The organism is Kitasatospora sp. NPDC022785, assembly GCF_055561295.1.
This window is the reverse complement of the sequence record NZ_JBVHHB010000004.1, coordinates 79,484-106,250: the sequence shown is the minus strand read 5'-3', so window position 1 is coordinate 106,250 and position 26,767 is coordinate 79,484. Positions and strand designations below refer to the sequence as shown.

Here is a 26,767-nt window from a genome sequence, read left to right as displayed (position 1 = left end):
ACCTCGGGATTCGGTACCGCGCAGCCCGCGCGGGGCGAGTTTCCGGAGGTTGGTGCCCGCCAGCAGCGCGGACGGGGGAGGATAGTGCCATGCAGCCACGGAATTCGCGTCTCAACAGCTCCGCTCTGCGCGGTGCAGTCGACCTCGCCGCAGTGAAGGCAGCCGGCGAGGCTGCCCAGAAGGCCGAGCAGGCCCGGGCCGAGCGGGCCCGTCAGGCGGCCGCCGCCGAAGCATCCGGCGTGGCGGCCCCCCAGGCCCCGTACGAGCTCGTCATCGACGTCACCGAGGACACCTTCGAGGCCGAGGTCGTCCAGCGCTCCACCGAAGTGCCGGTGGTCATCGACTTCTGGGCCGAGTGGTGCGGGCCCTGCAAGCAGCTCAGCCCGATCCTGGAGCGCCTGGCCGAGGAGTACGCCGGCCGGATCGTGCTCGCCAAGATCGACGTCGAGGCCAACCAGCTGATCGCGCAGCAGTTCGGCATCCAGGGCATCCCGGCCGTGATGGCCGTGGTGGCCGGCCAGCTGGTGCCGCTGTTCCAGGGCGCCGAGAGCGAGGCCAACGTCCGCAAGGTGCTGGACCAGCTGATCCTGGTCGCCGAGCAGCGCTTCGGCGTGGTCGGCGGCGCGGGTGCGCCGGCCGGCGAGCCGGGCGAGGCCGCGCCGTTCGTGCCGGAGGACCCGGCGCTGGAGGCCGCGCACGAGGCCCTGGACCGCGGGGACCTGGGCGGCGCGATCCAGGCGTACCAGAACGTGCTGGCCGATCAGCCGGGCAATGCCGAGGCCAGGCTCGGCCTGGCCCAGGCGCAGCTGCTGCGCCGCGTGGAGGGGCTGGACCTGCAGGCCGTCCGGGCGGCGGCCGCGGCCGCCCCGAAGGACGTCGGGATCCAGCTCCAGGCGGCCGACCTGGACCTGGTCGGCGGTCATGTCGAGGACGCCTTCGGGCGTCTGGTGGACACCGTCGGGCGCACCTTCGGCGAGGACCGGGACACCGTCCGGCTCCGGCTGCTGGAGCTGTTCGAGGTGATCGGCGCCGACGACCCGAGGGTGACGGCGGCGCGCACGGCGCTGGCCCGCGTCCTCTTCTGAGCCCGGTCGGAGCGGTTCTGCCGGTACGTACTGGCACGGCGGGTGACCTGCGGTGTCGCTGGAGATTTGGCGACAATCCGGTCATCGCGTAAGAGGTTTACCAAATCTTGACAACACCCGTGGGCGGTCACTTCGCGTGATCGCCCACGGGTGTTTCGCTGGTGTTTCCGGCGGATTTCGCCGTCACGATTCCTTCATTTCGTCACTCAGGGTGCTCGACGGTCCATTTTCATGATCGTTGTCATTGGATGTTGGATTACCCGTCAGTAATGAACCCCTTGTGCTTCGCCCGGGATTCAAGCAGCATCGGCGACGCCCGGTCCCAGACTTCACCCCGCCGACAGCCGGTCGGCGGACGCAGCGAGGGATCCCCACCGGGCAAGCCGCCGGCCCCGGCCGTCGGCAGGGAGGGCAGGGGGGTATCCGCGGTCCCACGGCGGTTCCTGTCCTTCGATCCGGCCGCGCGGCCCGCGCGGTCGCTGGTTGTCGCTCGGGGGTGATCGCCGATGTCGTCGGTCCTGCCCGCCGCCCCCCAGGGGTGGTCGGTGAAGGGACGGGAGTGCCGCTGTGTGCCGGCCGCTCCCGCGTCCGACGACGCCCAAGGCGCTCTCCGCTACCGAGGACGTAGCTCTCTCCCATCCCAGGCCCCCACCGGTGCGGGACGCACCGCCGGGCGCCGGAGATGTACGTCCTAGAAGGAGGACTCGCATGTCCCAGACCTACGGCAAGACCCGCTGGAAGCGCTTCGCCCTGGTGATGGTGCCCGGCCTCGCCGCCACCGCCGCGGTCGGCGTCGCGATGGCGAACAACGCGCTGGCGGCTTCGTTCAGCGTCTCCGGCCAGAACTTCAAGGTCTCCACGCAGGAACTGCACGGTACGAACTTCGCGCAGTTCGGTTCGATCGACGCCGAGTCCAACGGCACGCCGCACCCGGTCGCCGTCTCGGCGTTCGACGAGGCCACGATCAAGGGCCTGTGCCAGTCGGTGGTGACCGACCCGAACATCATCCCCGGCCTGCCGTGGAAGCTGCCGAAGATCACCCTGCGCCTCGAGGCCGGCCAGAGCGACGACGTCGCGAAGCAGGTCTCCGCGAAGAACCTGCTGATCGACCTCGACCAGCTGAGCGCGGACGCCACCTTCACCAACATCAACATCGGCCAGGACGCCTCCACCCTGAAGGGCAGCGCCACCCAGGGCTGGAAGTCCAAGCTCGGCACCGGCCTGCCCTCGGGTGGCACCGGCTTCGCCCAGGCCGCCGACAAGGCCGACCTGTCGAACGTGCAGCAGACCGCCTGGGCCACCTCGGCCGGCACCTTCAAGCTCCAGGGCCTGAAGCTCGCGCTGCACACCGACGGCGGGCACGAGTGCTTCTGAGTCGCTGACCGGCGGCGGGTCGTCCTGATCCGCCGCCGACCACGGCACCCGGGGGGTCGGGGGCGGCGCACGCGCCGCCCCGGGCCCTCCCCCTCCCGTTTTTCGCCTCGTTCACACCATCGAGGAGCTGCACCGTGTCCAGCGCCCTTGCCGAGCTGCGGCCCGCCGAGCACGAGAACACCGTCCACTGGGTGCTTCGGGTGTTCCGTCACTTCCGCCGGTCCCGCCCGTTCTGGGGCGGCCTCATGGCCATGATCGCCGGCGTCCCGATCATGTACTTCCCCTACGCCAAGCTGTCGTTGAACGGCATGACGGTCACCATGGCGACCACGGCCGGTGCCGGGTCATTGATCATCGGGGTCCTGCTGATCGTGCTGGGCCTGACCGCCTGGTTCCAGCCGGCCGTCCGCTTCTTCGCGGGCGTCGCCACCATGCTGCTGACGCTGGTCTCGATCCCGGTCTCCAACCTGTCCGGCTTCGGCATGGCGCTGCTGCCGGGTCTGATCGGCGGCGGGCTGATGCTCGCCTGGGCCCCCAACCCGCCCGAGGAGGCCGTCGCCGCCGAGGCCGTCGCCACCGCCGAGTCGACCGCCGCCGAGCCGGCCACCGCCACCGGGGCCCCGGGCGAAGCGGCCACGGTCATTGCTCCCGTCGCCCCCGCCGTGGAGGCCGCCACCGCTCCGCTGCCGGCCGTGCCGGGCCAGGGCGGCCCGTCGGCCCCGGCCCAGCGCAGCGCCCCGAAGCACGCCGGCGACCCCGAGGAGACCCGGTGACCGCGCCACAGGACCAGCCGGACCGGCAGGGCCACCAGGACCGCCCGGCCCTGCCGGAGCAGCGCTCCGGACGGCACGCGGCGCGCCGCGTGCCGGTGCGGGTCCGGCTGAGAGGCCGCGCGCTGGCGATGGCCGCGGTGCCGACCGCACTGCTGATGGCCGCCACCTACACGCCGAACGCGGCGATCGCCGAGACCGCCGCCGGCAAGCCGTGTGCGACGGCGCCGGACGCCGCCCCGCAGCCGCCGGTCGTGGCGGAGACGCCGGTGCCCAAGAGCGAGCTGCCCCCGCCGCTGCCCGGTCCGTCCGTGCCGCTCCCGGAGAGCCCGACGGCCGCGCCGACGAGCACGCCCACGACCGTCCCGACGACCCCGGCCGTCCCCACGGCCGCGGCGACCACACCGGCCCAGGCGCCCGCGTCGACGCCGGCCGGTGCCCCCGTGCGGTCTGCGGCCACCGGCACCTCCGGCGGGGTGGTCCAGGCGGGCCTGATCGGCGACATCGTCGGCGGCATCACCAACCTGATCCACCCGAGCGGTTCGCCGAGCCCGTCGGCCTCGGCCGGCACCGCGAGCCAGGCCCCGGCCGCGACGACCGCGCCCGCCGCGGGCAACCGTGCGGTGGCCCCGGCCGCCCCGGTCGCGGGTACCCAGGCGCCGGCCGCAGGCGCCCAGGCACCCGCCGCGCCCGCGCCGTCCACCGCAGCCCCGGCGCCCAAGACCGCCCCGTCGGGTGCGTCGAGCCCGTCGGCCGCCGCCCCGGCGAGCGGCCGGGCGACAACGGCCGCCAAGCCGTCCGCCGGCGCCAAGGCCTCCGGTGCGGCCACGCCGTCCGGCTCGGCGACGCCGTCCGGCTCCTCCTCGCCGAGTGCCGACCCGAACTGCCTGGTGCCGATGAAGGGCCTCGCGGCCGGGAGCGGGGCGGACAACCCGATCCTGGTGCCGGACCAGAACTGGACCCTGCAGACCAGCCGGCTGACCCTGAACCACGCCGTCCTGATGGGCGTGGTCAAGGTCCAGACGCCCACCACCACCAAGCGCGTGCTGAAGTTCGTGGTCGACAGCGTGGACATCGAGAACCTCGACATGTCGACGTTGGAGGGCAACGGCAAGACCTTCCACGTGAAGGGCGCGCCCGGCTCGGTCTCCACCATGCGCCAGGGGCCGGTCACGATGTACGTCGAGCGGATGTCCGGCCACCTGTCCCAGGTGCTCGGCATCCCGATCCCGATCGACCTGGGCGAGCTCACCCTCACCCCGGACGGGCCGCTGCCGCAGTGGCTGTACGACCTGATCGGCAAGCTGGAGATCCCGCTCTGGATGCAGATGACCGGTGTCACCGCGGTCCAGTCCGGCCAGTTCGGCGGCACGCTGAAGATCCCCGGTATGCAGCTCTACAACGACGACAAGCCGTACGTCGGCAACAAGTAGGCCCGGCCGACATGCCCGTGGGGCGGCCCCTCCTCGACGGAGGGACCGCCCCACGGGCGTTTTCCGGGGCCTTACTCGCTCCGGGTGCCCAGGTGGTGCACCTGGACCATGTTGGTGTTGCCGGGGATTCCGGGCGGGGAGCCGGCGGTGACGATGACGGTGTCGCCCTCGTTCAGCTCGCCGATGCGGAGCAGCTCGCCGTCGACCTGGGCCACCATCGCGTCGGTCGAGCCGACCTGCTCGGTGACGTGCGCCTCGACGCCCCAGCTCAGCGAGAGCTGGTTGCGGGTGGCGTTGTCCGGGGTGAACGCGATCACCGGGATCGGCGAGCGGTACCGGGAGAGCCGGCGCGCGGTGTCACCGGACTTGGTGAACGCGACCAGGGCCTTGCCGTTGAGGAAGTCGCCCAGCTCGCACGCGGCGCGGGCGATGGAACCGCCCTGGGTGCGCGGCTTGCGGCCCGGGTTGAGCGGCTGGAGGCCCTGCGAGAGCAGCTCCTCCTCGGCCTTCTCGGCGATCCGGCTCATGGTGCGCACGGTCTCGACCGGGTACTTGCCGACGCTGGACTCGGCGGAGAGCATCACCGCGTCGGTGCCGTCCAGGATGGCGTTGGCGACGTCGGAGACCTCGGCGCGGGTCGGGCGCGAGGCGTGGATCATCGACTCCATCATCTGGGTGGCGACGATGACCGGCTTCGCGTTGCGGCGGGCCAGGGTGATCAGCTGCTTCTGGACCAGCGGCACCCGCTCCAGCGGGTACTCGACGGCCAGGTCGCCGCGGGCCACCATGATGGCGTCGAAGGCGAGGACGATCTCCTCCATGGCCTCGACGGCCTGCGGCTTCTCGATCTTGGCGATGACCGGCACGCGGATGCCGACCTCGTCCATGACCGCGTGGACGTCCTTGATGTCGGCCGCGTTGCGGACGAAGGAGAGGGCGACCATGTCGACGCCCAGCGCCAGCGCGAAGCGCAGGTCGTCCTTGTCCTTCTCGGACAGGGCGGGCACGTTCACGGCCGCGCCGGGCAGGTTGATGCCCTTGTTGTTCGAGAGCACGCCGCCCTCGACGACGACGGTCTTCACGCGGGGGCCGTCGACGCTGACGACCTCCAGGGCGATGACGCCGTCGTTGATCAGGATCGGGTCGCCGGGCTTGACGTCGCCGGGCAGGCCCTTGTAGGTGGTTCCGCAGATGTGCTGGTCACCGGGGACGTCCTCGGTGGTGATGGTGAACTCGTCGCCGTTGTCGACGGTCACCGGGCCGTTGGCGAAGGTCGCCAGACGGATCTTGGGACCCTGGAGGTCGGCCAGGACGCCGATGGCCTTGCCGGTGTCCTCCGAGACCTGGCGGACCTTGCGGTACCGCTCCTCGTGGTCCGCGTGGGTGCCGTGGCTCATGTTCAGTCGGGCGACGTTCATGCCCGCCTCGACGATGGCCTTCAGCTGTTCGTAGGAGTCCGTCGCGGGACCCAGGGTGCAGACAATTTTCGCTCGGCGCATATCGATCAGTCTATCCGTTCGTGTTATAGGTGCATTCGGCACGAAACGTGAGGAATCGCCGACGAAGGATCCCGAGGACCGAGACGACGGGGTGTCAGTACCCGGACTTCACCGGCCGGGCTGCCGGTGCACCAGGGCGAAGGCCTGTCGCGCGATCTCCAGCTCCTCGTCGGTGGGCACCACGGCGACCGCCACCCGGGAGTACGCGGGCGAGATGATCCGCGCCTCGCCGGAGCGCACCGGGTTCAGCTCGGGGTCCACCGCGATGCCCAGCTCCTCCAGTCCGGCGGTGGCCGCCGCCCGCACCGGCGCCGCGTTCTCGCCGACACCCGCCGTGAAGGCGATCGCGTCCACCCGGCCCAGGATCGCGTAGTAGCCGCCGATGTACTTGCGCAGCCGGTGGATGTACGTGTCGAACGCCAGCCGCGCGTCGGCGTCGCCCTCCTCCGCGCGGCGCATGATCTCGCGCATGTCGTTGTCGCCGCACAGGCCCAGCAGGCCGCTGCGGCGGTTGAGCAGGCTGTCGATCTCGTCGATCGAGAGGCCGCCGACCCGGTGCAGGTGGAACACCACGCCCGCGTCGATGTCACCCGAACGAGTGCCCATGACGAGGCCTTCCAGCGGAGTGAGTCCCATCGAGGTCTCCACGCACCGGCCGCCGGCGACCGCCGAGGCGGAGGCGCCGTTGCCCAGGTGCAGCACGATCACGTTGACCTCGGCCGGGTCCTTGCCGAGCAGCCGGGCGGTGGCCCGCGAGACGTACTGGTGCGAGGTGCCGTGGAAGCCGTAGCGGCGCACCCGGTGCTCGTCCGCGACGGCCCTGTCCATGGCGTACCGGGCCGCGTACTCCGGCATGGAGGCGTGGAAGGCGGTGTCGAAGACGGCCACCTGCGGCAGGTCCGGGCGCAGCGCGCGGGCCACCTCGATGCCGGTGATGTTCGCCGGGTTGTGCAGCGGGGCGACCGGGATCAGCCGGCGGATCTCCCGGAGCACCTCGTCGGTGATCACGGTCGGCTCGGTGAACCGCAGGCCGCCGTGGACCACCCGGTGGCCGATCGCCGCCAGCTCGGGGGAGTCCAGCCCGACGCCGTCGGCGGCCAGCTCCTCGGCGACGGCCTTCAGGGCGGCGGAGTGGTCGGGGAAGACCTGGGCGGACTCCCGCCTCTCGCCGGCGCGCGGGGTGTGCACCAGCCGGCCGCCAGCCTCGCCGATCCGCTCGACCAGGCCGGAGGCGAGCCGGGCACCGTCCAGCATGTCGATCAGCTGGTACTTCACCGACGACGAGCCGGCGTTCAGGACGAGAACACGCGTGCCTTCACTCACCGTTGGACTCCTTGCGCTCCTGCGACTGGATGGCGGTGATCGCGACCGTGTTGACGATGTCCTCGACCAGCGCGCCGCGCGACAGGTCGTTGACGGGCTTGCGCAGGCCCTGGAGGACAGGGCCGACCGCCACCGCGCCGGCCGAGCGCTGGACCGCCTTGTACGTGTTGTTGCCGGTGTTGAGGTCCGGGAAGATCAGCACGGTGGCCCGGCCGGCCACCGGCGAGCCGGGCAGCTTGGTGGCCGCCACGTGCGCGTCCACCGCCGCGTCGTACTGGATCGGGCCCTCGACCAGGATGTCCGGCCGCAGCCGGCGGACGATCTCGGTGGCCTTGCGGACCTTGTCGACGTCCGCGCCGGAGCCCGAGGTGCCGGTCGAGTAGGAGAGCATCGCGACCCGCGGCTCGACGCCGAACTGGGCGGCGGTGGCGGCGGACTGGATGGCGATGTCGGCCAGCTGCTGGGCGTCCGGGTCGGGGTTGACCGCGCAGTCGCCGTAGACCAGCACCCGGTCGGCCAGGCACATGAAGAAGACGCTCGACACGATGGCCGCGCCCGGCGAGGTCTTGATCACCTCGAAGGCGGGCCGGATGGTCGCGGCGGTGGAGTGCACCGCGCCGGAGACCATGCCGTCGGCGATGCCCTCCTGGACCATCAGGGTGCCGAAGTAGCTGACGTCGGTCACCACGTCCAGCGCCAGCTCGACCGTCATGCCCTTGTGCGCGCGCAGCCGGGCGTACAGCTCGGCGAACTGGCGGCGCAGCGGGCTGGTGGCCGGGTCGACGATCCGGACCTGGGCGCGGTCGGCGGCCGGGTCTCCCCCGGCCTGGCGGCCGGGAGGTGCCCCCTCCGCGGGGAGGCCGATGCCGAGCGCGGCGGCCTTGCGGCGGACGGCGTCCACCTCGCCGAGCAGGGTGAGGTCGCAGATGTTGCGGCGGAGCAGGATCTCGGCGGCCCGCAGCACCCGCTCCTCGGTGCCCTCGGGCAGGACGACGTGCCGACGTGCCGATCGAGCCCGCTCCAGCAGCTCGTGCTCGAACATCATCGGGGTCACCCGCTCGGACCGGCCGACCTCGATCCGGGTGGTCAACTCGGCGGTGTCCACGTGCAGTTCGAAGAGGCCGAGGGCGATCTCGGCCTTCCTCGGGCTGGCCGCGGAGAGCTTTCCCTCCAGGTGGGTGAGGGCGGCGGCGGTGATCCAGCTGCCCTCGGGGACGACCGCGACGGGGGTGCCGGGGGCGAGCCGGGCGGCCAGCGCCATCACGTTGGGGCCGGGGTGCTGGCCGAGCGTCAGCAGCACGCCGGCGATCGGCGGGGCGCCGGCGGCGTGCGCGGCCAGCGAGCCGATCACCAGGTCGGCGCGGTCCCCGGGGGTGACGACCAGGGCGCCTTCGGTCAGCGCGTCCAGGAAGGTCGGCAGCATGGCGCCGCCGAAGACGAAGCCGCGGACGTCCCGGGCCAGGCCGGCCGCGTCGCCGATGAGCACCTCCGCGCCGGTGGCCTCGACCAGCTGCGCGACGGTCGGCGCGGCCAGCGCCGGCTCCTCGGGGATCACGTACGCGGGGATCGGCAGCTTCTCGGTGAGCGTGCGCTGGATCGGCTGCTTGGCGCCGGGGGCGACCCGGTTGGCGATCATCGCCAGGGTCTCGCAGCCGAGGTCGGTGTACGCGCGGTGGGCGTTGCGGACCTCGGCGATCACGGCCTTGGCGTCCTCGGCGTGCCCGCCGACCACCGGGATGACGGCGGCGCCGAACTCGTTGGCGAGCCGGGCGTTGAAGGCCAGCTCGTCCGGGATGTTGGTGTCCGCGAAGTCCGTGCCCAGCACCAGCACGGCCTGGCAGCGCCGCTCGAGTGCGCGGAACCGGTCGACCAGGGTGGAGACCAGCTCGTCCTGCCCGTGGGCGGCCTGGAGCGCGGCCGCCTCCTCGTAGGTGAGCCCGTACAGCCCGGCGGGCGGCAGGTCCAGCCGGTAGCGGGTGCGGAGCAGCTCGACCACGTGGTCCGAGCCCGCTTCGCCGGGCGCGTGGGCGTGCACCAGCGGGCGGAACACCCCGACCCGGTCCACCTGGCGGGTGAGCAGTTCCATGACCCCGAGTTCGACCGCCTGCCGGCCGTCTCCCCGGTTGATCCCGGTCACGTACACGCTGCGCGCCACGGCGGCTGTCTCCGTCCCGTTGTCTCAGACAGTGGTCATGTCGACCATACCTTCGCACCACGAACGCCCGTTCGCGAGCAGAGTCGACCGCCGGGGGCAAGGGACGAAGGTCACCGTGGGGCGGGGCCGGAGGCCGGGGATCAGGTGTTGTCCGGGCCGTCGAACTCCACCGTGACGGCCTCCGGGCGCTCGGTGATGTAGAGCTCGGTCACGCGTTTGTCCAGAAGCCAGCCGTGCGGGTGGTGCAGGCTGTTCCTCGGGCCCGCCGTCCAGCCGTCGGCGGCGAGCCCCGCGCGCAGCCGGCGGGCGATCTCGGCGGCCGGTAGGCCCTCGGTGCCGCCGATGGAGAGGTCCCGGATGCAGGCGTGCAGGCTGCAGCCGCGGTCGGGGCCGGAGTCGCTCTCGATGGTCAGCCGGACGGCCGCTGCGCCGGCCGCGGACGAGCGGCAGCAGGACGTGGACCCACCCCAGAACCGTGAACACGCGCAAGGCCCCCGCCTGCTGATGATCGGTCTCGGGCGGGGAGCCCAGGGGCGGCCGTGGCCGGACGCAATGGTCCGGCCACGACCGGTGTGCCGATGTGCCGCGGTGCCGGTCGGGCCGGTCAGGCCGGGCGGAGCCAGAGGGTGGCGAGCGGGGGGAGGATCAGTTCGGCGCTGCGGGGCTGGCCGTTCCACTTGACGGGCTCGGCCTTCACCGGGCGGGAGTTGCCGATGCCGGCGCCGCCGTAGGTCTCGGCGTCGGTGTTGAGCACCTCCTCCCAGAGCTGCTCGCGGCCGTCGAGGGCGGGCAGGCCGACCCGGTGGCCGTGGCGGACGACGGGGGAGAAGTTGCAGACCGCGACCAGCGGGGTGCCGTCGGCGGCGTAGCGGACGAACGAGAGCAGGTTGTCCTCGGCGGCGCCGCCGTCGAGCCAGCGGAAGCCGTCGGGGGTGGTGTCCAGCTCCCAGAGCGCGGGCGCGTCGAGGTACTGCCGGTTGAGGTCGCGGACGAGGCGGCGGACGCCGAGGTGGTCGCCGGCGGCCGGCCACTCCTTGTCGAGCACCCACCACTGCGGGCCGTGCTCGTGGTCCCACTCGGCGCCCTGGGCGAACTCCTGCCCCATGAAGAGGAGTTGCTTGCCGGGGTGGGCCCACATGAAGCCGAGGTAGGCGCGGTGGTTGGCGCGCTGCTGCCACCAGTCGCCGGGCATCTTGGCGACCAGCGCCTGCTTCCCGTGCACTACCTCGTCGTGCGAGATCGGCAGGACGTAGTTCTCCGAGTAGGCGTACACCATCGAGAAGGTGATCTCGTTGTGGTGGTACTTGCGGTGCACCGGCTCCTTGGACATGTAGACCAGCGAGTCGTGCATCCAGCCCATGTTCCACTTCAGCCCGAAGCCCAGGCCGCCGCTGTCGGTGGGCCGGGTGACGCCGTCCCACGCGGTGGACTCCTCGGCGATGGTGACGACGCCGGGGCAGCGGCGGTAGACGGTGGCGTTCATCTCCTGGAGGAACGCGGCGGCGTCCAGGTTCTCCCGGCCGCCGTACCGGTTGGGCGTCCACTCGCCGCCCTCGCGGGAGTAGTCGAGATAGAGCATCGAGGCGACGGCGTCCACCCGCAGGCCGTCGATGTGGAACTCCTCGCACCAGTACACGGCGTTGGCGACCAGGAAGTTGCGCACCTCCGTGCGGCCGTAGTCGAACTCCAGGGTGCCCCAGTCGGGGTGTTCGGCGCGCAGCGGGTCGGCGGGCTCGTACAGCGGCTCGCCGTCGAAGCGGGCGAGGGCGAAGTCGTCCTTGGGGAAGTGCGCGGGCACCCAGTCGACGATGACGCCGATGCCGTGCCGGTGCAGGGTGTCCACCAGGTACCGGAAGTCGTCGGGGCCGCCGAGCCGGGCGGTGGGGGCGTAGTAGCCGGAGACCTGGTAGCCCCAGGAGCCACCGAACGGGTGCTCCATGACCGGCATGAGCTCCACGTGGGTGAAGTTCAACTCCTTGAGATAGCCGGGGAGTTCCTCGGCGATCGCACGGTAGGAGGTGAGGTCGGGCCGCCAGGACGGCAGGTGCAGCTCGTACACCGACATCGGCGCCCGGTGGTGTGCGGCGCGGGCCCGGCGGGTCATCCAGTCGCCGTCCTCCCAGCGGTACGAGGAGGAGGTGACCACCGAGGCGGTGCCGGGCGGGCACTGGGCGGCCCGGGCGAGCGGGTCGGCCTTGTCGAGCACCCAGCCCTGCCGGGTGTGGATCTCGTACTTGTACTGGGTGCCCTCGGCCAGGCCCGGCACGAACAGCTCCCAGATGCCGGAGGAGCCGAGCGAGCGCATCGGGTGCCCGGTGCCGTCCCAGTGGTTGAAGTCCCCGATCAGCCGGACGCCGGCCGCGTTCGGCGCCCAGACCGCGAAGGCGGTGCCGTGCACGCCTTCGACGGTGCGCACGTGCGAGCCGAGCGCCCGCCAGAGCTGCTCGTGCCGGCCCTCGGAGATCAGGTGGAGGTCCAGCTCGCCGAGGGTGGGCGGGATGCGGTAGCCGTCGTACTGGGCGATCGGCTCGCCGCCGGCGTACGTCACCAGGAGCCGGTAGTCGGCCGGGCCGCACTGGTAGAGCTCGGCGCCGGCCAGCAGGCCGGTGAAGAGGCCGCCCTGCTGGTGGGTGAGTTCGGCCGGCCCGTGCGCGGTCTCCACGACGACGCGCTCGGCGAACGGGCGCAGCACCCGGATCGCGGTGCCGCCGTGCACCGGGTGGGCCCCGAGGAGGGCGTGCGGGTCGTGGTGCTGTCCGCCGACCAGCCGGTCCACCTCGGAGGGCGGCAGCGGCGCCTCGGGCAGCCGCAGGACGCCGCCGGGCAGGCTGCTCGGCGCACCGCCGGGCGCGTCGTCCGGCGAGGGGGCGGGGGCGGGGCGCGCCGCCGCGCGCGGCTCGGCCCGTCGGGGCGCCGCGGGCTCGCGCTGGGGGGAGTCCGCGTCCGCCAGGAAGGTGGCGGGCACGTTGCGGGTGGTGCGGCCGGGCGGGTCGAGCGGCGTCACGGCTGGTCCTCCTGCGGAATCGGGGTGGCCGCGGGAACGTCGGCGGCGGGGTGGGTCCGCTCCGGGGGCGGGAGCGGGGCAGGGCGGGAGCGGGGCGGGGCGGGAACGGGGCAGGGCGGAGCGGGTCAACGGCGGATCGGCGGGGAGGAGGTGGGCAACGGAGCAGGTGGGCATGGAGCGGGTCGGCGGCGGGGCGGGAGGTCAGACGGTGAGGGCGAGCCGGTTGATCGCGGCCAGCGGGATCGGCAGCCAGCCGGGCCGGTGCCGGGCCTCGTACACCACCTCGTAGACCGCCTTGTCGATCTCCAGTGCGCGCATCAGCTCCGGCGAGGCGGCCGGGTCGGTGCCGCCGCCGGCGGTGTAGCCGGCGCAGAACGCGGTGCGGTTGCGCTGCGCCCAGGCGGCGGCCAGGTGGGCCAGCTCCGGGTCGTGCGGGCCGCCGGCCAGCAGGTGGGCGGCGGCGTAGTCGAAGGACCGGAGCATCGCGGCGACGTCCCGCAGCGCGGTCTGCGGCTCGCGCCGCTCGGCGACGGACTTGGCGGGCTCGCCCTCGAAGTCCAGCAGCACCCAGCCGTGCGGGGTGCGCATGGCCTGGCCGAGGTGCAGGTCGCCGTGGATCCGCTGGACCGGCATGCCGTCCGGGTGGGCGTCGGCGAGCTGCTGGAAGGCGGTGCGCAGCGCGGCGCGGTAGCGCATCAGCCCGGGGACGACGGCCACCGCGCTGTCGAGCCGGTCGGCCATCGCGGTGGCCAGCTGCCGGGTCTGGGTGCGGTCCAGCCGGGCGACCGGCATCGAGCGGGCCAGCACCCGGTGCACCTCGGCGGTGGCCCGGCCGAGCCGGTGTGCCTCGATGGCGAAGTTGCCGGGCGACGGGTCGCCCTTGAGCCGGCCGACCTGGTCGAGTGCCAGCTCCCAGCCGTCCTCGGCCTCCGGCAGGTAGCGCTGGAGCAGTCCGAGGGTGGCCGGTTCGGCGCGTTCCAGCCGGCTCTCGAACCAGGCGGCGACCCGGGGGATCCGGGTGGAGCCGGCCCGGGAGAGGGCGAGCGAGAGCTCCAGGTCGGGGTTGGTGCCGGGGTGGATGCGGCGGAACAGCTTGAGGATGTACGAGGTGCCGTAGATGACCGAGCTGTTGGACTGCTCGGCGGTGGAGGCGCGCCCGGGCAGGCTGGCGGGCAGTCCGGAGCCGGGGGTGCGGCGGAACGACAGTGAGCCGAACCGGTCGCCGGTGGCCAGGTGTTCGAGCAGCCGCCCGGTCAGCTCGGGGTCGTGCACCGCGTCGTAGAGCGCCGCGCCGTCGTAGGGGCCCTGGGTGAGCCGGCCGAGCACCGCGGTGGGCTCGATGCCGGCGGGGCCCTGGGAGCGGATGCCGAGCAGCAGCTGGTAGATGTCCCCCTGCGGCGCGCCGGCGGTGGTGGCGTGCTCGACCCGCAGCAGCAGGTGGAGCAGGGCCGGGTCGCCGACCTGGAGCGGGGTGCCGACCACCGGGGTGAGGCCGGTGATGGGCCGTCCCTTTCCGGCGTACCAGCGCTGGGTGGGGAGCCACTCGGCGATCAGCGGCAGGGCCGCCTGGACGAGCTCGCTGACCCCCAGAGCGGTTCTCCGGGCCCCGGTGCCGCGGGTGCCCACCGGCGCGGGGCCGGCGGGGGTGTCGCGGTGCACATGGGCTTGAGAACGGGAGGTTTCGGACATGACTCCCTTTCCCCGGAAGCGGGCGGACTGCCCGACGGGTCTGGCCGGGTCCGTCAGTCTTCCGGATTTCGGCGGCGCGGCGGCGACGGCACGCGAGCGGTGCTCAGGTGTCACGCCTTCGTGTGGGTGGCCGTTGGGCTGTTCTCCGTACGCGGTGGTGCAGAGACCTCCGGGGGCGCGGGGGTTCAACTCGCGCCCCCGGAGGGTTTGGTGGTGCGGGTGGCGCCGGTGCGCCGGGGTGCCGGAGTGCGAGGTCCGGCGGATCGTTACTTCGATCGCCTGGTCCCGCTCAGTCGCGGGGGCTGGCGGAGCTGGAACCAGTAGAAGCCGTGGCCGGCGAGGGTGAGCAGGTACGGCCACTCGCCGATCGAGGGGAAGCGCACCCCGCCGATCAGCTCGACCGGGTACCGTCCGCCGTACTGCCGCAGGTCCAGCTCGGTCGGCTGCGCGAACCGCGAGAAGTTGTTCACGCACATGACCAGGTCCCCCTCGTGCTCGCGCACGAAGGCCAGCACCGCGGGGTTGCTGGAGGGCAGTTCGGTGTACGTGCCCAGGCCGAAGGCCGGGTTGAGCTTGCGGATCTCGATCATGCGACGCGTCCAGTGCAGCAGCGAACTCGAACTGCTCTGCTGCGCTTCGACGTTGGTCACCTGATAGCCGTACACCGGATCCATGATGGGCGGCAGACTGAGCCTGCCCGGGTCGGCGGAGGAGAAACCCGCGTTGCGGTCCGGGGTCCACTGCATCGGCGTGCGCACGCCGTCCCGGTCGCCCAGCCAGATGTTGTCGCCCATGCCGATCTCGTCCCCGTAGTAGAGAACCGGCGAGCCGGGGAGGGAGAGCAGCAGCGCGGTGAACAGCTCGATCTGGTTGCGGTCGTTCTCCAGCAGCGGGGCCAGCCGGCGGCGGATGCCCACGTTGGCGCGCATCCGGGGGTCCTTGGCGTACTCCGCGTACATGTAGTCGCGCTCCTCGTCGGTGACCATCTCCAGGGTCAGCTCGTCGTGGTTGCGCAGGAAGATGCCCCACTGGCAGCCGTGCGGGATGCGCGGCGTCTTGGCGAGGATCTCCGACACCGGGTAGCGGGACTCCCGGCGCACGGCCATGAAGATCCGCGGCATCACCGGGAAGTGGAACGCCATGTGGCACTCGTCGCCGCCGGAGGAGAAGTCGCCGAAGTAGTCGACGACGTCCTCCGGCCACTGGTTGGCCTCGGCGAGCAGCACGGTGTCGGGGTAGTCGGCGTCGATCTCCTTGCGGACCCGCTGGAGGAACTCGTGCGTCTCCGGCAGGTTCTCGCAGTTGGTGCCCTCGCGGGCGAACAGGTACGGCACGGCGTCCAGCCGGAAGCCGTCGATGCCGAGGTCGAGCCAGAACCGGAGCCCGGCGATCATCTCGTCCTGGACCCGGGGGTTGTCGTAGTTGAGGTCCGGCTGGTGGGAGAAGAACCGGTGCCAGTAGTACTGCTTGCGCACCGGGTCGTACGTCCAGTTGGAGGTCTCGGTGTCGACGAAGATGATCCGGGCGTCGGGGTACTGCTTGTCGTCGTCGGCCCACATGTAGAAGTCGCCGTACGGGCCGTCCGGGTCCTCCCGGGAGGCCTGGAACCACGGGTGCTGGTCGCTGGTGTGGTTCATGACGAAGTCGATGATCACGCGCATGCCGCGGGCGTGCGCGGCGTCCACGAACTCCATGAAGTCGGCGAGGTCGCCGAACTCCGGCAGCACCGACTTGTAGTCGGCCACGTCGTACCCGCCGTCGCGCAGGGGGGAGGCGAAGAACGGCGGCAGCCAGAGGCAGTCGACCCCGAGCCACTGGAGGTAGTCGAGCTTGGACGTGAGCCCCCTGAGGTCCCCGATCCCGTCGCCGTTGCTGTCCTGGAAGGACCGCACCAGCACCTCGTAGAAGACCGCACGCTTGAACCACTCGGGGTCAAGGTTCTTCTTCGAGGTCTCGGGGAAGGTGTCGGGGACGGGCTCGTTCACTGTCACGCTGGGTTCCTCCGAACCGTGAGGAGGTGAGCCGGCTCGGCTGAGGGATCGAGCCGGACGTAGTTGTGCCGGCCCCAGGTGTAGGCGGCGCCGGTGAGTTCGTCGTGCACCGCGAAGGGCCCGTCGCCGTCGAGGGTGACGGTGGCCTCCTGGACGTGGTGCGGGTCCAGGTTGACCACCGTGACGACGTGGTCGGTGAGGCCGTCGGCCGTGGTGGCGGTCTTGGAGAAGGCCAGCACCTGGTCGTTGTCGGTGGGGTGGAAGCGCAGGCCGCGCAGCTGCTGGAGAGCGGGGTGCCGGCGGCGGAGCCGGTTCAGCACGGTGAGCAGCGGGGCCAGGGAGTCGGTGCGGCTCCAGTCGCGCGGGCGCAGCTCGTACTTCTCCGAGTGCAGGTACTCCTCGGAGCCCGGGTGGGCCGGCTCGTTCTCGAACAGCTCGTAGCCGGCGTAGACGCCGTAGCTGGGGGAGAGGGTGGCGGCCAGGACGGCGCGGATCGCGAACGCGGCCCGGCCGCCGGTCTGCAGGTAGGCGTGCAGGATGTCCGGTGTGTTGGCGAAGAAGTTGGGCCGCATGTAGGCGGCGGTGTCACCACTGAGTTCGGTGAGGTAGTCGGTGAGTTCCTGCTTGGTGGTGCGCCAGGTGAAGTACGTGTACGACTGGTGGAAACCGATCTTCCCCAGGGTCTGCATCATCGCGGGGCGGGTGAACGCCTCTGCCAGGAACACGACATCGGGGTCGGTGCGGGCGATGTCGGCGAGCACCTTCTCCCAGAACAGCACCGGCTTGGTGTGCGGGTTGTCGACCCGGAAGATCCGCACCCCGTGGGACATCCAGAACCGGAGGACGCGGATGGTTTCCTTGACGATTCCGTCCATGTCCTGGTCGAAGTTGATCGGATAGATGTCCTGGTACTTCTTCGGCGGGTTCTCGGCGTAGGCGATGGAGCCGTCGGCGCGGTGGCTGAACCATTCCGGGTGCTTGTTCACCCACGGGTGGTCCGGTGAACACTGCAGCGCGAAGTCCAGCGCCACCTCCAGGTGCAGCGCCTCCGCCTCGGCGACGAAGTGGTCGAAGTCCTCGATGGTGCCGAGATCCGGGTGGACGGCGTCGTGCCCGCCCTCCGGCGAGCCGATCGCCCACGGCGAGCCGACGTCGTGCGGGCCTGCCGTCAGGGTGTTGTCCGGGCCCTTGCGGTAGGCCCGGCCGATCGGGTGGACCGGCGGCAGGTAGACCACGTCGAAGCCCATCGCGGCGACGGCCGGCAGCCGCTCGGCGGCGGTGCGCAGGGTGCCCGAGCGCGGTGGCTCCACGCCGGACGGGTCCACCACCGCGCCCTCCGAGCGGGGGAAGAACTCGTACCAGGAGCCGTACAGGGCCCGCTCGCGGTCCACCTGGAGCGGCAGCGGGCGTGAGGCGCTCACCAGTTCGCGCAGCGGGTAGCGGCGCAGCAGGTCCAGCACCTCGGGGGCGAGTGCGGCGGCCAGCCGGGAGAGCGGCGGCAGGCCGGTGTCGCGCAAGGCGTCCACCGCGGTCAGGATGTGCGCCCGGCCCTCCTTCTTCGGCACGCCGCCGGCGGCCCGCTCCAGCAGTAGCGCGCCCTCCTCCAGCACCAGCGCGGTGTCGATCCCGGCGGGCAGCTTCACCGAGGCGGTCTTCCGCCAGGTGGCCAGCGGGTCGCTCCACGCCTCCACCAGGTAGGACCAGCGGCCGGGCGCGGTCGGGGTGACGTACGCGCCCCAGCGGTCGGTGCCCTCGGCGAGTTCGCGCATCGGTGTCCACGGTCCGCTGCGGCCGCGCGGGTCGCGCAGGACCACGTTGGCGTTCACCGCGTCGTGGCCCTCGCGGAACACCGTGGCGCTGACCAGGAAGGTCTCGCCGGTCACAGCCTTGGCCGGGCGGCGGCCGGCGTCTACGAGGGGGCTGACGTCCAGGACGGGGATGCGGCCGATCACGGTGTCGCTCTCTGTCGTCTTGCGGGCGGAGGGCTTGCGGGCAGTCGCGGTCCGAGCGGTCGCGGTCCGGGCGGCCGCCGGTCGGGCGGGCGCTTTGCGGGGTGCGGTGGCGGCCTCGGCGCCGGCCTTCGCGGTGGCGGTGGCCTCGCCGGCGGCGTCCCCGGCGTCGGCCTTCGCGGTGGCGGCCGTGGTCGCGGTGGCGCTGCGCCGGGTGGTGGTGCGCTTGCGCGGTGCCGCGGGCCGGCTCTCCTCGGCCCCGGGTTGTCGGGCCGGTTCGGTCGGCTGCTCCGTACGGATAGCCCGGGCACCCCGGGGCGCCGGCATCGGCGCGTCTGTCCGGGTGTCAGAATCCATCCGTCCGGCGGATTCCGCGACCGCTGCGTCGAGGGTGTCGGCCACCGGTGTGGACTGGTCCCGCGTGTCGCCGTGCATGCCAAGCTCCTGCCCGAGATCGGCGGCAGCTCCCGTGGGCCGCACGGGCCGGGGGGAGTACCGGGAGGACTGCTGGGTGGGGAGGCCGTGCGACCGGAAGCCTGCCCGCGCCGCCGTCCCCGGCAACCTGCCCCGCGCCCGCCAAGCCCGTGACGGGGAGCCCGAGAGCCCGCGCGCGTCCCGGCGCACGCCTCTCGGGGCACACCCCTGGGTGACCCAACCCACCCGTGAACGAGCAGGCCGAGTTCGAGGACACGCATCGGTGCGCCGTGAGCGCCGAATGGGCTAAGGAGGTTGAGGAACGATCAACGCGAAAAGGATTCGGACATGCTGCTTCAAGGGGGGCGCCACCCGTCGCCGCACTCCCCACAGCATCAACGACCTTGGTTCATAGTCGCACCGGGGACAAGACTTTCGCAGCGGTACGACAGCAGTTTCGAGTCTTTGTGGGGGCGGAGCCACGGCTGGAAATGGAGCTGTTCCGCGATGTTCACGTATTGGTAGCGCGTTCCCCCGGAAAGTGCGCCTCGCGCGCCCCCCGTGCAGCCCAATGCGCCGAATGCGATCTCACCAATAGGCCGAACGGAGGCCCAATAGCCCACTTGACGCACCATCGTGACAGCGGCCGGGGCTACGCTTCACGCCGTGAAGGCAATCCGCAGATTCACCGTCCGCACCGTCCTGCCCGAACAACTCCAGCCGTTGCACGAGCTGGCCCTCAACCTGCGCTGGTCCTGGCACCCCGAGACCAGGGACCTCTTCCGGTCCGTGGACCCGGAGGTCTGGGCCGCGACCGGTGAGGACCCGGTGCGCCTGCTGGGGGAGGTCCCGGCCGCCCGGCTCGCCGCGCTCGCCACCGACCGGCGGTTCCTGCGCAGGCTCGGCGACCTCGCCGACGACCTGCGGGAGTACCTGTCCGGTCCGCGCTGGTACCAGGCGGACCGGCACGGCCTCGACCAGGAGGCCGCCGGTGCCCCGCAGCCGAGCGCCATCGCCTACTTCTCGCCCGAGTACGGCATCGCCGCGGCGCTGCCCCAGTACTCCGGCGGGCTCGGCATCCTGGCCGGCGACCACCTGAAGGCCGCCAGCGACCTCGGGGTGCCGCTCATCGGCGTCGGGCTGTTCTACCGGCACGGCTACTTCCGGCAGTCCCTCAACCGGGACGGCTGGCAGCAGGAGCGCTACCCGCTCCTCGACCCGGACGAACTGGCCGTCACCCTGCTCCGGGAGGGTGACGGCACGCCCTGCCGGGTCGACCTCGCGCTGCCCGGCGGCCGCACCCTGGCCGCACACGTCTGGAAGGCCCAGGTCGGGCGCGTCCCCCTGCTGCTGCTCGACTCAGACATCGAGGCCAACTCACCCGCCGAGCGCGACGTCACCGACCGGCTCTACGGCGGCGGCAGCGAGCACCGGCTGCTCCAGGAGATGCTGCTCGGCATCGGCGGCGTCCGCGCGGTGCGCGCCTACTGCCGGCTCACCGGGCACCCCGCCCCCGAGGTCTTCCACACCAACGAGGGCCACGCCGGCTTCCTCGGCGTCGAGCGGATCCGCGAGCTGATCGCCGACGGCGCGGCCGGCCCCGGCCTCGACTTCGCCGCCGCCCTGGAGGCCGTCCGGGCCGGCACCCTGTTCACCACCCACACCCCCGTCCCGGCCGGCATCGACCGCTTCGACCGGGACTTGGTCGCCCGGCACTTCGGCGGGGACGCCGCGCTGCCCGGCGTCCCCGCCGAGCAGGTGCTCGCGCTCGGCGCCGAGACCTGGCGCGGCGGGGACCCGAAGCTGTTCAACATGGCCGCCATGGGCCTGCGGCTCGCCCAGCGCGCCAACGGCGTCTCCACCCTCCACGGCGAGGTCAGCCGGTCGATGTTCAACGGCCTCTGGCCGGGCTTCGACTCCGCCGACGTGCCGATCACCTCCGTCACCAACGGCGTCCACGCCGCCACCTGGATCGACCCGGCGGTCGTCCGGCTCGGCGCCGCGGAGATCGGCGCCGACCGCGCCGAGTCCGCCATGACCACCGGCGACGCCAAGCGGTGGACGGGGCTGGAGCGGATCGGCAACACCGAGATCTGGGAGCTGCGCCGCACCCTGCGGGCCCAGCTGGTGGACGAGGCCCGCCGCCGGCTGCGCGCGTCCTGGCACCAGCGCGGCGCCGGCGAGGCCGAGCTCGGCTGGGTCTCCTCGGTGCTCGACCAGGACGTGCTGACCATCGGCTTCGCCCGCCGGGTGCCCTCCTACAAGCGGCTCACCCTGATGCTGCGCGACCAGGAGCGGCTCCGCTCCCTGTTGCTGCACCCCACCCGGCCGGTTCAGATCGTGGTCGCCGGCAAGGCCCACCCGGCCGACGACGGCGGCAAGCGGCTGATCCAGCAGATGGTCGCCTTCGCCGACGACCCGGCCGTCCGGCACCGGATCGTCTTCCTGCCGGACTACGACATGGCGATGGCCCGGCACCTCTACCCGGGCTGCGACGTCTGGCTGAACAACCCGCTGCGCCCGCTGGAGGCCTGCGGCACCTCGGGGATGAAGGCCGCGCTCAACGGCTGCCTCAACCTGTCCGTCCTGGACGGCTGGTGGGACGAGTGGTACGACGGCCAGAACGGCTGGGCGATCCCCACCGCCGACGAGACCGGCGGCGTCCTCGACCCGGAGAGCAGTGAGGCCGAGCGGCGGGACGACATCGAGTCCGCCGCGCTGTACGACCTGATCGAGCACCAGGTGGCCGGCCGGTTCTACGACCGGGGCACGGACGGGCTGCCGCACCGCTGGATCGCCATGGTCCGGCACACCCTGGTCACCCTCGGGCCCAAGGTGCTGGCCGGGCGGATGGTCCGCGAGTACGTCGAGCGGCTGTACACGCCGGCCGCGCAGGCCCAGCGGGAGCTGGCGGCGGTGGTGCCGGGTCCGTCCCCGGCCGAGGGGGGCGTCGGCGTCGGGTCCGAGCGCGTGGAGGCGAGTGGGCCGGTGACGGGTCCCTACGCCGGGGCGCGGGAGCTCGCCGTCTGGAAGGCCCGGGTGCGGGAGGCCTGGCCGGCCGTGCGGGTCGAGCACGTCGAGGCGGACTGCCCGGACGAGGCGCAGGAGCTGGGCAGCTCGCTGGCGCTGCGGGTGCAGGTCGCGCTCGGCACGCTGGAGCCCGGCGACGTCGAGGTGCAGGCGGTCTCCGGGCGGGTGGACGAGTCGGACGGCATCTCGGAGGCCTGCCTGCTCGCCCTGAAGCCGGTCGGCGGGCCGGACCTCGACGGGCACACCCGCTACGAGGGCTCGCTGGAGCTCTGCCGGACGGGCCCGTTCGGGTACACCGTCCGGGTGCTGCCGGCTCATCCGCGGCTGGCCTCACCGGCCGAGCTGGGCCTGGTCGCCCTGCCGGCGGAGTCGGCGGGGATGGACGCGGGGCTGCTGCGCTGAGCGCCCGCCGAGGTGGGGAGGGCCGTCGGTCGGCCCTCCCCACCCGCGTGTTCAGCGGACGGCGGCGACCAGGGCGTCGGTGACGGAGCGCCAGGCCACTCCGGCCTCGCGGAACCCGGCCTCGACCAGCCGGGTGGTGTGCCAGCCGGCCGGGTGCGACGCACCGTCGGCGTGCGAGCCGTAGATCGCCTTGCGGGCGGCGACGTGCTCGGCGAGCAGCGGGTCGGCCTCGGCCGCGGCCCACCACTCGGCCCAGTCGAGGACGCCCTCGGCCTTCTCGCGGGCCTGGCGGCGCTGCTGGAAGGCCTCGTCCGCGGCGGTGAGCAGCGGGATCGACTCCTCCTCGGGGGCGTGGTCGGCGTTGAGGAAGACGCCGCCGGGGCGGACCAGCCCGGCGAGGTCCCGGTAGAGCCGGGTGAGGTCGGCCGGGGGCAGCCAGTGCAGGGCGGTGGCGGTCACCACGGCGTCGAACCGGCCGTCGGGGAGCCGGTCGGCCCAGTGCGGGTCCTTGAGGTCGGCGGTGACCAGGGTGAACCGGGGCTCGCCGGCGAAGAGGCCGCGGGCGATGGCCATCAGCGCCGGGTCCTGGTCGACGCCGACGCTGGTGGCGCGGGGCAGCCGGGCGAGCAGCCGCTCGGTGATGCTGCCGGTGCCGCAGGCCAGGTCGAGGACGCGCGGTGCGGGGCCGGTGACGGCCTCGACCACGTCGAGCATCACGCGGAACCGCTCCTCACGGTCGGGCAGGTACCACTCCTGCTGGCGGTCCCAGCTGCGCTGCCAGTTCTGCCAGTGGTTCCGGTCGGTCATGTCCGCTCCCTCGCTCCTGGGCCCGGGCTGGGCAAGCGCCGTGAGGCACGGCAACGACTCTAGGCCCTTTCGGTAATGGATGAAAGGGCCTAGAGGCTATTACGGGCGAGCGAGGTGGTCAGACCAGGCTGTCGCGCCAGGCCTGGTGCAGTTCGGCGAACCGGCCGGCGCCCGCGATCAGCTCCTCCGGGGAGCCGTCCTCGACGATCCGGCCCTGGTCCATCACCAGCACCCGGTCGGCGATCTCCACGGTGGAGAGCCGGTGGGCGATGATCACCGCCGTCCGCCCGGCCAGCACCGTCCGCATCGCCCGCTGGACGGCCTGCTCGCCCGGCACGTCGAGCGAGCTGGTCGCCTCGTCCAGGATCAGTACCGCCGGGTCCGCCAGGAGGGCGCGGGCGAAGGCGACCAGCTGGCGCTGGCCGGCCGAGATCCGGCCGCCGCGCTTGCGCACGTCGGTGTCGAACCCCTCCGGCAGCGCGGCGATGAACTCGTACGCGCCGATCTCCCGGGCGGCCTGCTCGACCTCCTCGCGGCCCGCGCCGGGCCGGCCGATCGCGATGTTCTCGGCGACGGTGCCGGAGAACAGGAAGGACTCCTGGGTCACCATCACCACCCCGCGGCGCAGCTCGGGCGTGGCGAGGTCGCGCAGGTCCACGCCGTCCAGGGAGATCCGCCCGCCGCTCGGGTCGTAGAAGCGGGCCAGCAGCTTGGCGACGGTCGACTTGCCCGCGCCGGTCGCGCCGACCACCGCCACCGTCTGCCCGGCCGGCAGCACCAGGTCGAAGGCGGGCAGCACCTCCTTGCCCGTGCGGTAGCCGAACCGGGCCTTCTCGAAGTGCACCTCGCGCCCCTTGGTGCGGGACTTCGGCAGCTCCTTCGGCTCGGCCGGCTCGGCGACGGTCGGCTCGTGGGCGAGCAGGCCGGCGATCTTCTCCAGGGCGGCGGCCGCCGACTGGTAGCTGTTCAGGAACATCGCCAGCTGGTCGATCGGGTCGTACAGCCGGCGCAGATAGAGCACGAAGCCGGTGAGCACGCCGAGCTCCACCGTGCCGTCGGTGACCAGGAAGGCGCCGAGCAGGACGACGCCGGTGGTCCAGACGTTGGCGGTGGTGCGGGAGAGGCCGACGTACCGGGCGATCTCCAGCAGGCCGTCGGCGGTGGCGGTGGCCGCCTGCCGGTTCACCACGCCGAACGCGGCGTCGTTGGCCCGCTCGCGGCGGAACGCCTGCACCGGGCGGATGCCGTTCATCGTCTCGGTGAACCGCACGATCAGCGAGGCGGCCGCGGTGCGCGAGCGGCGGTAGACCCGGCGCGAGCGGCGCCGGAACGAGCGGGCGATCAGGAAGAGCGGCACGAAGGAGCCCAGGGAGACCAGGCCGAGCCGCCAGTCCATCACCAGGAGCAGCACCGAGATGTAACAGAGCGAGAGGAAGACCGTCAGCAGCTCCTGGAGACCCTCGGAGAGCAGCTCGCGCAGCGCGTCCACGTCGCTGGTGGCGCGGGAGATGATCCGGCCCGAGGTGTAGCGCTCGTGGAAGTCCAGGCTGAGGCGCTGGGCGTGGCGGAAGATCCGGCCGCGCAGCTCCACCAGGATGTCCTGGTTGATCCGGGCGCTGATCTTGATGAACGCCCACTGCAGCAGGGTGCTCAGCAGTGCGAAGGAGAGATAGGCGGCGATCACCGCGATCAGCGGGCCGGCGTCGTGGTCGCGCAGCGCCGGGATGCCCCGGTCCATCGCGATCGCCACCAGCAGCGGGCCGGACTGCAGGGCCGCCTGCTGGACCAGGATCACCACCATGGCGATGACGATCCGGGTCCGGTGCGGGCCGAGCAGCGAGCGCAGCAGCGCGCGGGGTGCGCCCGGCGGGACGGGGATGTCCTCCTCGTCGGCCGGCGGGGGCGGGAGCTCCGCCACGGCCTCGGCCGACGCCTTGGCGGCGGCCTTCTCGGTGGGCTCGATCGTGGTGGTCATCGGGCGGGGCTCCCCTCCGGTACGAGGGCGGCCTCGCCCGACATCAGTTCGCGGTAGCGCGCCGAGCCGCGCAGCAGTTCCTGGTGGGTTCCGACGGCCTCGATCCGGCCGTCCGCCAGTACGGCGACCCGGTCGGCGAGCAGCACGGTGCTCGGCCGGTGGGCCACCACCAGCGCGGTGGTCGAGCCGAGCACCTGCCGCAGCGCCTGTTCGACCAGCGCCTCGGTGTGCACGTCCAACGCGGAGAGCGGGTCGTCCAGCACGAGGAAGGCCGGGTCGCCGACCACCGCGCGGGCCAGGGCGAGGCGCTGGCGCTGGCCGCCGGAGAGGCTCAGCCCCTGCTCGCCGACCTCCGTCTCCACGCCGTCGGGCAGCTTCTCGACGAAGCCGGCCTGGGCGGTGGCGAGTGCGGCGGTCAGCTGCCCGGCGTCGGCGTCGGGCGCGCCCATCAGGACGTTCTCCCGGACGGTGGCGGAGAAGAGGGTGGGCTCCTCGAAGGCGACGGCGACCAGCTCGCGCAGCCGCTCCCGGGACAGCTCGCGGATGTCCTGCCCGTCCAGGGTGATGGTGCCGCCGGTGGCCTCGTACAGCCGGGGGAGCAGGGCGGTGAGCGTGGTCTTGCCGCTGCCGGTGGCGCCGACCAGGGCCATCGTCTCGCCGCTGCGGATGTGCAGGTCGATGCCGCGGAGCAGCTCGGGGGTGTCGGGCGGGGCGTCCGGGTAGCGGAAACGGACGCCGGTGAGGCGGATGCCGTCGGCGGTGCCGCCGGGCGCGGCCGGTGCCTTCCCGGCCGGAGTCGCGTCGGCCGGCACCTTCTCGTCCAGCACCTCGAAGAAGCGGTCGGTGGCGGTGGCGGCCTCGTTGGCGTACGCGAGCAGCCAGCCGAGCGACTCCACCGGCCAGCGCAGCGAGAGCGCGGTGGAGAGGAAGGCGACCAGGGTGCCGGCGCTCAGCTCGTCGTGCGCGACCAGGTAGCAGCCGGCCGCGAGCGCGCAGCCGAGCGCCAGCTCGGGCAGCCCGACGATGACCGCCCAGAGGTTGGCCAGCAGGCCGGCCTTGCGCAGCTCGGTGCGGCGCAGCTGGTGCGCCTGGCCGTGGAAGCGCTCGGCCATCGAGCGGTGGCGGCCGAAGGCCTTGAGGATGCGGATGCCGAGGACGGACTCCTCGATCACGGTGGCGAGGTCGCCGTTCTGGTCCTGCGCGCGGCGGGCGGCGCCCGAGTAGCCGGTCTCGAACCGCCGGGTGAGCACCATCAGCGGCCCGGCGGGCAGCAGCACGATCAGGGCGAGCCGCCAGTCCTGGGTGAACATCAGCGCGGTGCCGGCCAGGAAGGTCACCGAGTTCACGATCAGGAAGACCAGCGGGAACGTCAGGAACAGCCGCATGGTGAACATGTCGGCGGTGGCCCGGGAGAGCAGCTGGCCGGAGCCCCAGCGGTCGTGGAAGGAGACGGGCAGCCGCTGGAGACGGGCGAAGAGGTCCCCGCGCATCGCGGTCTCCACCCCGGCGAGCGGTCTGGCCAGAATCACCCGTCGGGCGTAGAACAGGCCTGCCTCGAAGAGGCCGAGCGCCAGCAGCAGGGCGATCAGCGGCCAGAGCGCGTCGAGGTCGTGGTCGGCGATCGGCCCGTCGACGATCCGGCCGAGCACGGTCGGGACGGCCAGCAGGCTGATCGAGGCGAGCAGGGCGGAGCCGACCGAGGCGGCCAGCCGCCAGCGGATCACACGGGCGTACGGCCACAGGCGCAGCAGCGAGCGGACGGTCGACCGGCGGGCGGGCGCGGGGGCGGGGGTCTGGTTCTCGGCCATCGCCGTGAGGGTAGGCCGGGCACCCGTCATTTCTCATCCGGTTTTTCGCACCTGTCGGC

General features: G+C 72.7%; 15 protein-coding genes. 5 read left to right on the top strand and 10 right to left on the bottom strand.

All coding sequences use genetic code 11. From position 1 onward, the window contains the following. Positions 1-89 precede the first annotated feature (89 nt). The 4 genes from ACZ3YO_RS08285 to ACZ3YO_RS08270 all read left to right on the top strand — a co-directional run bounded on the left by ACZ3YO_RS08285 (position 90) and on the right by ACZ3YO_RS08270 (position 4,662). Positions 90-1,085, top strand: coding sequence for a tetratricopeptide repeat protein (locus ACZ3YO_RS08285; RefSeq protein ID WP_465546488.1), 996 nt, complete (start codon positions 90-92; stop codon positions 1,083-1,085). A 708-nt stretch (positions 1,086-1,793) separates the two neighbouring features. After that, positions 1,794-2,459 (top strand): DUF6230 family protein, encoded by a 666-nt coding sequence (locus ACZ3YO_RS08280; RefSeq protein ID WP_396320879.1) that lies wholly within the window; start codon positions 1,794-1,796, stop codon positions 2,457-2,459. Positions 2,460-2,593: 134 nt separating this feature from the next. Then, the gene (locus tag ACZ3YO_RS08275; protein ID WP_465566469.1) at positions 2,594-3,232 is read left to right on the top strand and encodes a DUF6114 domain-containing protein; all 639 of its coding nucleotides are present in this window, start codon (positions 2,594-2,596) and stop codon (positions 3,230-3,232) included. Then, positions 3,229-4,662, top strand: coding sequence for a hypothetical protein (locus ACZ3YO_RS08270; RefSeq protein WP_465566466.1), 1,434 nt, complete (start codon positions 3,229-3,231; stop codon positions 4,660-4,662). The genes ACZ3YO_RS08275 and ACZ3YO_RS08270 overlap by 4 nt, the downstream gene beginning before the upstream one ends. A gap of 71 nt (positions 4,663-4,733) precedes the next feature. On the opposite strand, the gene pyk is transcribed toward ACZ3YO_RS08270, so the two are convergent. The 7 genes from pyk to ACZ3YO_RS08235 all read right to left on the bottom strand — a co-directional run bounded on the left by pyk (position 4,734) and on the right by ACZ3YO_RS08235 (position 18,275). Continuing rightward, entirely contained in the window at positions 4,734-6,161 is a 1,428-nt protein-coding gene (gene pyk, locus ACZ3YO_RS08265) for a pyruvate kinase (RefSeq protein ID WP_396320882.1), read from the bottom strand. A gap of 108 nt (positions 6,162-6,269) precedes the next feature. Beyond that, a complete protein-coding gene (locus ACZ3YO_RS08260; RefSeq protein ID WP_465566463.1) occupies positions 6,270-7,484 on the bottom strand; it encodes an acetate kinase in 1,215 nt (404 codons plus the stop codon). Then, on the bottom strand, positions 7,477-9,639 hold the full coding sequence (pta, locus tag ACZ3YO_RS08255; RefSeq protein WP_465566460.1) for a phosphate acetyltransferase: 2,163 nt from the start codon (positions 9,637-9,639) through the stop codon (positions 7,477-7,479). Before pta ends, ACZ3YO_RS08260 begins: the two co-directional genes overlap by 8 nt. A gap of 604 nt (positions 9,640-10,243) precedes the next feature. After that, positions 10,244-12,817 (bottom strand): 1,4-alpha-glucan branching enzyme, encoded by a 2,574-nt coding sequence (glgB, locus tag ACZ3YO_RS08250; RefSeq protein ID WP_465566458.1) that lies wholly within the window; start codon positions 12,815-12,817, stop codon positions 10,244-10,246. 27 nt (positions 12,818-12,844) lie between these two features. Then, complete coding sequence (locus ACZ3YO_RS08245) at positions 12,845-14,332, bottom strand: maltokinase N-terminal cap-like domain-containing protein (RefSeq protein ID WP_465566455.1); 1,488 nt, start codon at positions 14,330-14,332, stop codon at positions 12,845-12,847. A gap of 266 nt (positions 14,333-14,598) precedes the next feature. After that, positions 14,599-16,323: a maltose alpha-D-glucosyltransferase gene (treS, locus tag ACZ3YO_RS08240; protein WP_396320892.1), complete on the bottom strand. Its 1,725-nt coding sequence runs from the start codon at positions 16,321-16,323 to the stop codon at positions 14,599-14,601. Continuing rightward, positions 16,320-18,275 (bottom strand): alpha-1,4-glucan--maltose-1-phosphate maltosyltransferase, encoded by a 1,956-nt coding sequence (locus tag ACZ3YO_RS08235; protein ID WP_465567185.1) that lies wholly within the window; start codon positions 18,273-18,275, stop codon positions 16,320-16,322. Before ACZ3YO_RS08235 ends, treS begins: the two co-directional genes overlap by 4 nt. A gap of 1,077 nt (positions 18,276-19,352) precedes the next feature. Here ACZ3YO_RS08235 and glgP point away from each other — a divergent pair. Further along, positions 19,353-22,118 (top strand): alpha-glucan family phosphorylase, encoded by a 2,766-nt coding sequence (gene glgP, locus ACZ3YO_RS08230; RefSeq protein ID WP_465566451.1) that lies wholly within the window; start codon positions 19,353-19,355, stop codon positions 22,116-22,118. A 51-nt stretch (positions 22,119-22,169) separates the two neighbouring features. Here glgP and ACZ3YO_RS08225 read toward each other — a convergent pair whose 3' ends face one another. The 3 genes from ACZ3YO_RS08225 to ACZ3YO_RS08215 all read right to left on the bottom strand — a co-directional run bounded on the left by ACZ3YO_RS08225 (position 22,170) and on the right by ACZ3YO_RS08215 (position 26,708). After that, a complete protein-coding gene (locus ACZ3YO_RS08225; RefSeq protein ID WP_465566448.1) occupies positions 22,170-22,925 on the bottom strand; it encodes a class I SAM-dependent methyltransferase in 756 nt (251 codons plus the stop codon). Positions 22,926-23,043: 118 nt separating this feature from the next. Next, entirely contained in the window at positions 23,044-24,900 is a 1,857-nt protein-coding gene (locus tag ACZ3YO_RS08220) for an ABC transporter ATP-binding protein (protein WP_465566446.1), read from the bottom strand. Beyond that, the gene (locus ACZ3YO_RS08215) at positions 24,897-26,708 is read right to left on the bottom strand and encodes an ABC transporter ATP-binding protein (protein ID WP_465566443.1); all 1,812 of its coding nucleotides are present in this window, start codon (positions 26,706-26,708) and stop codon (positions 24,897-24,899) included. Before ACZ3YO_RS08215 ends, ACZ3YO_RS08220 begins: the two co-directional genes overlap by 4 nt. Positions 26,709-26,767 lie beyond the last annotated feature (59 nt).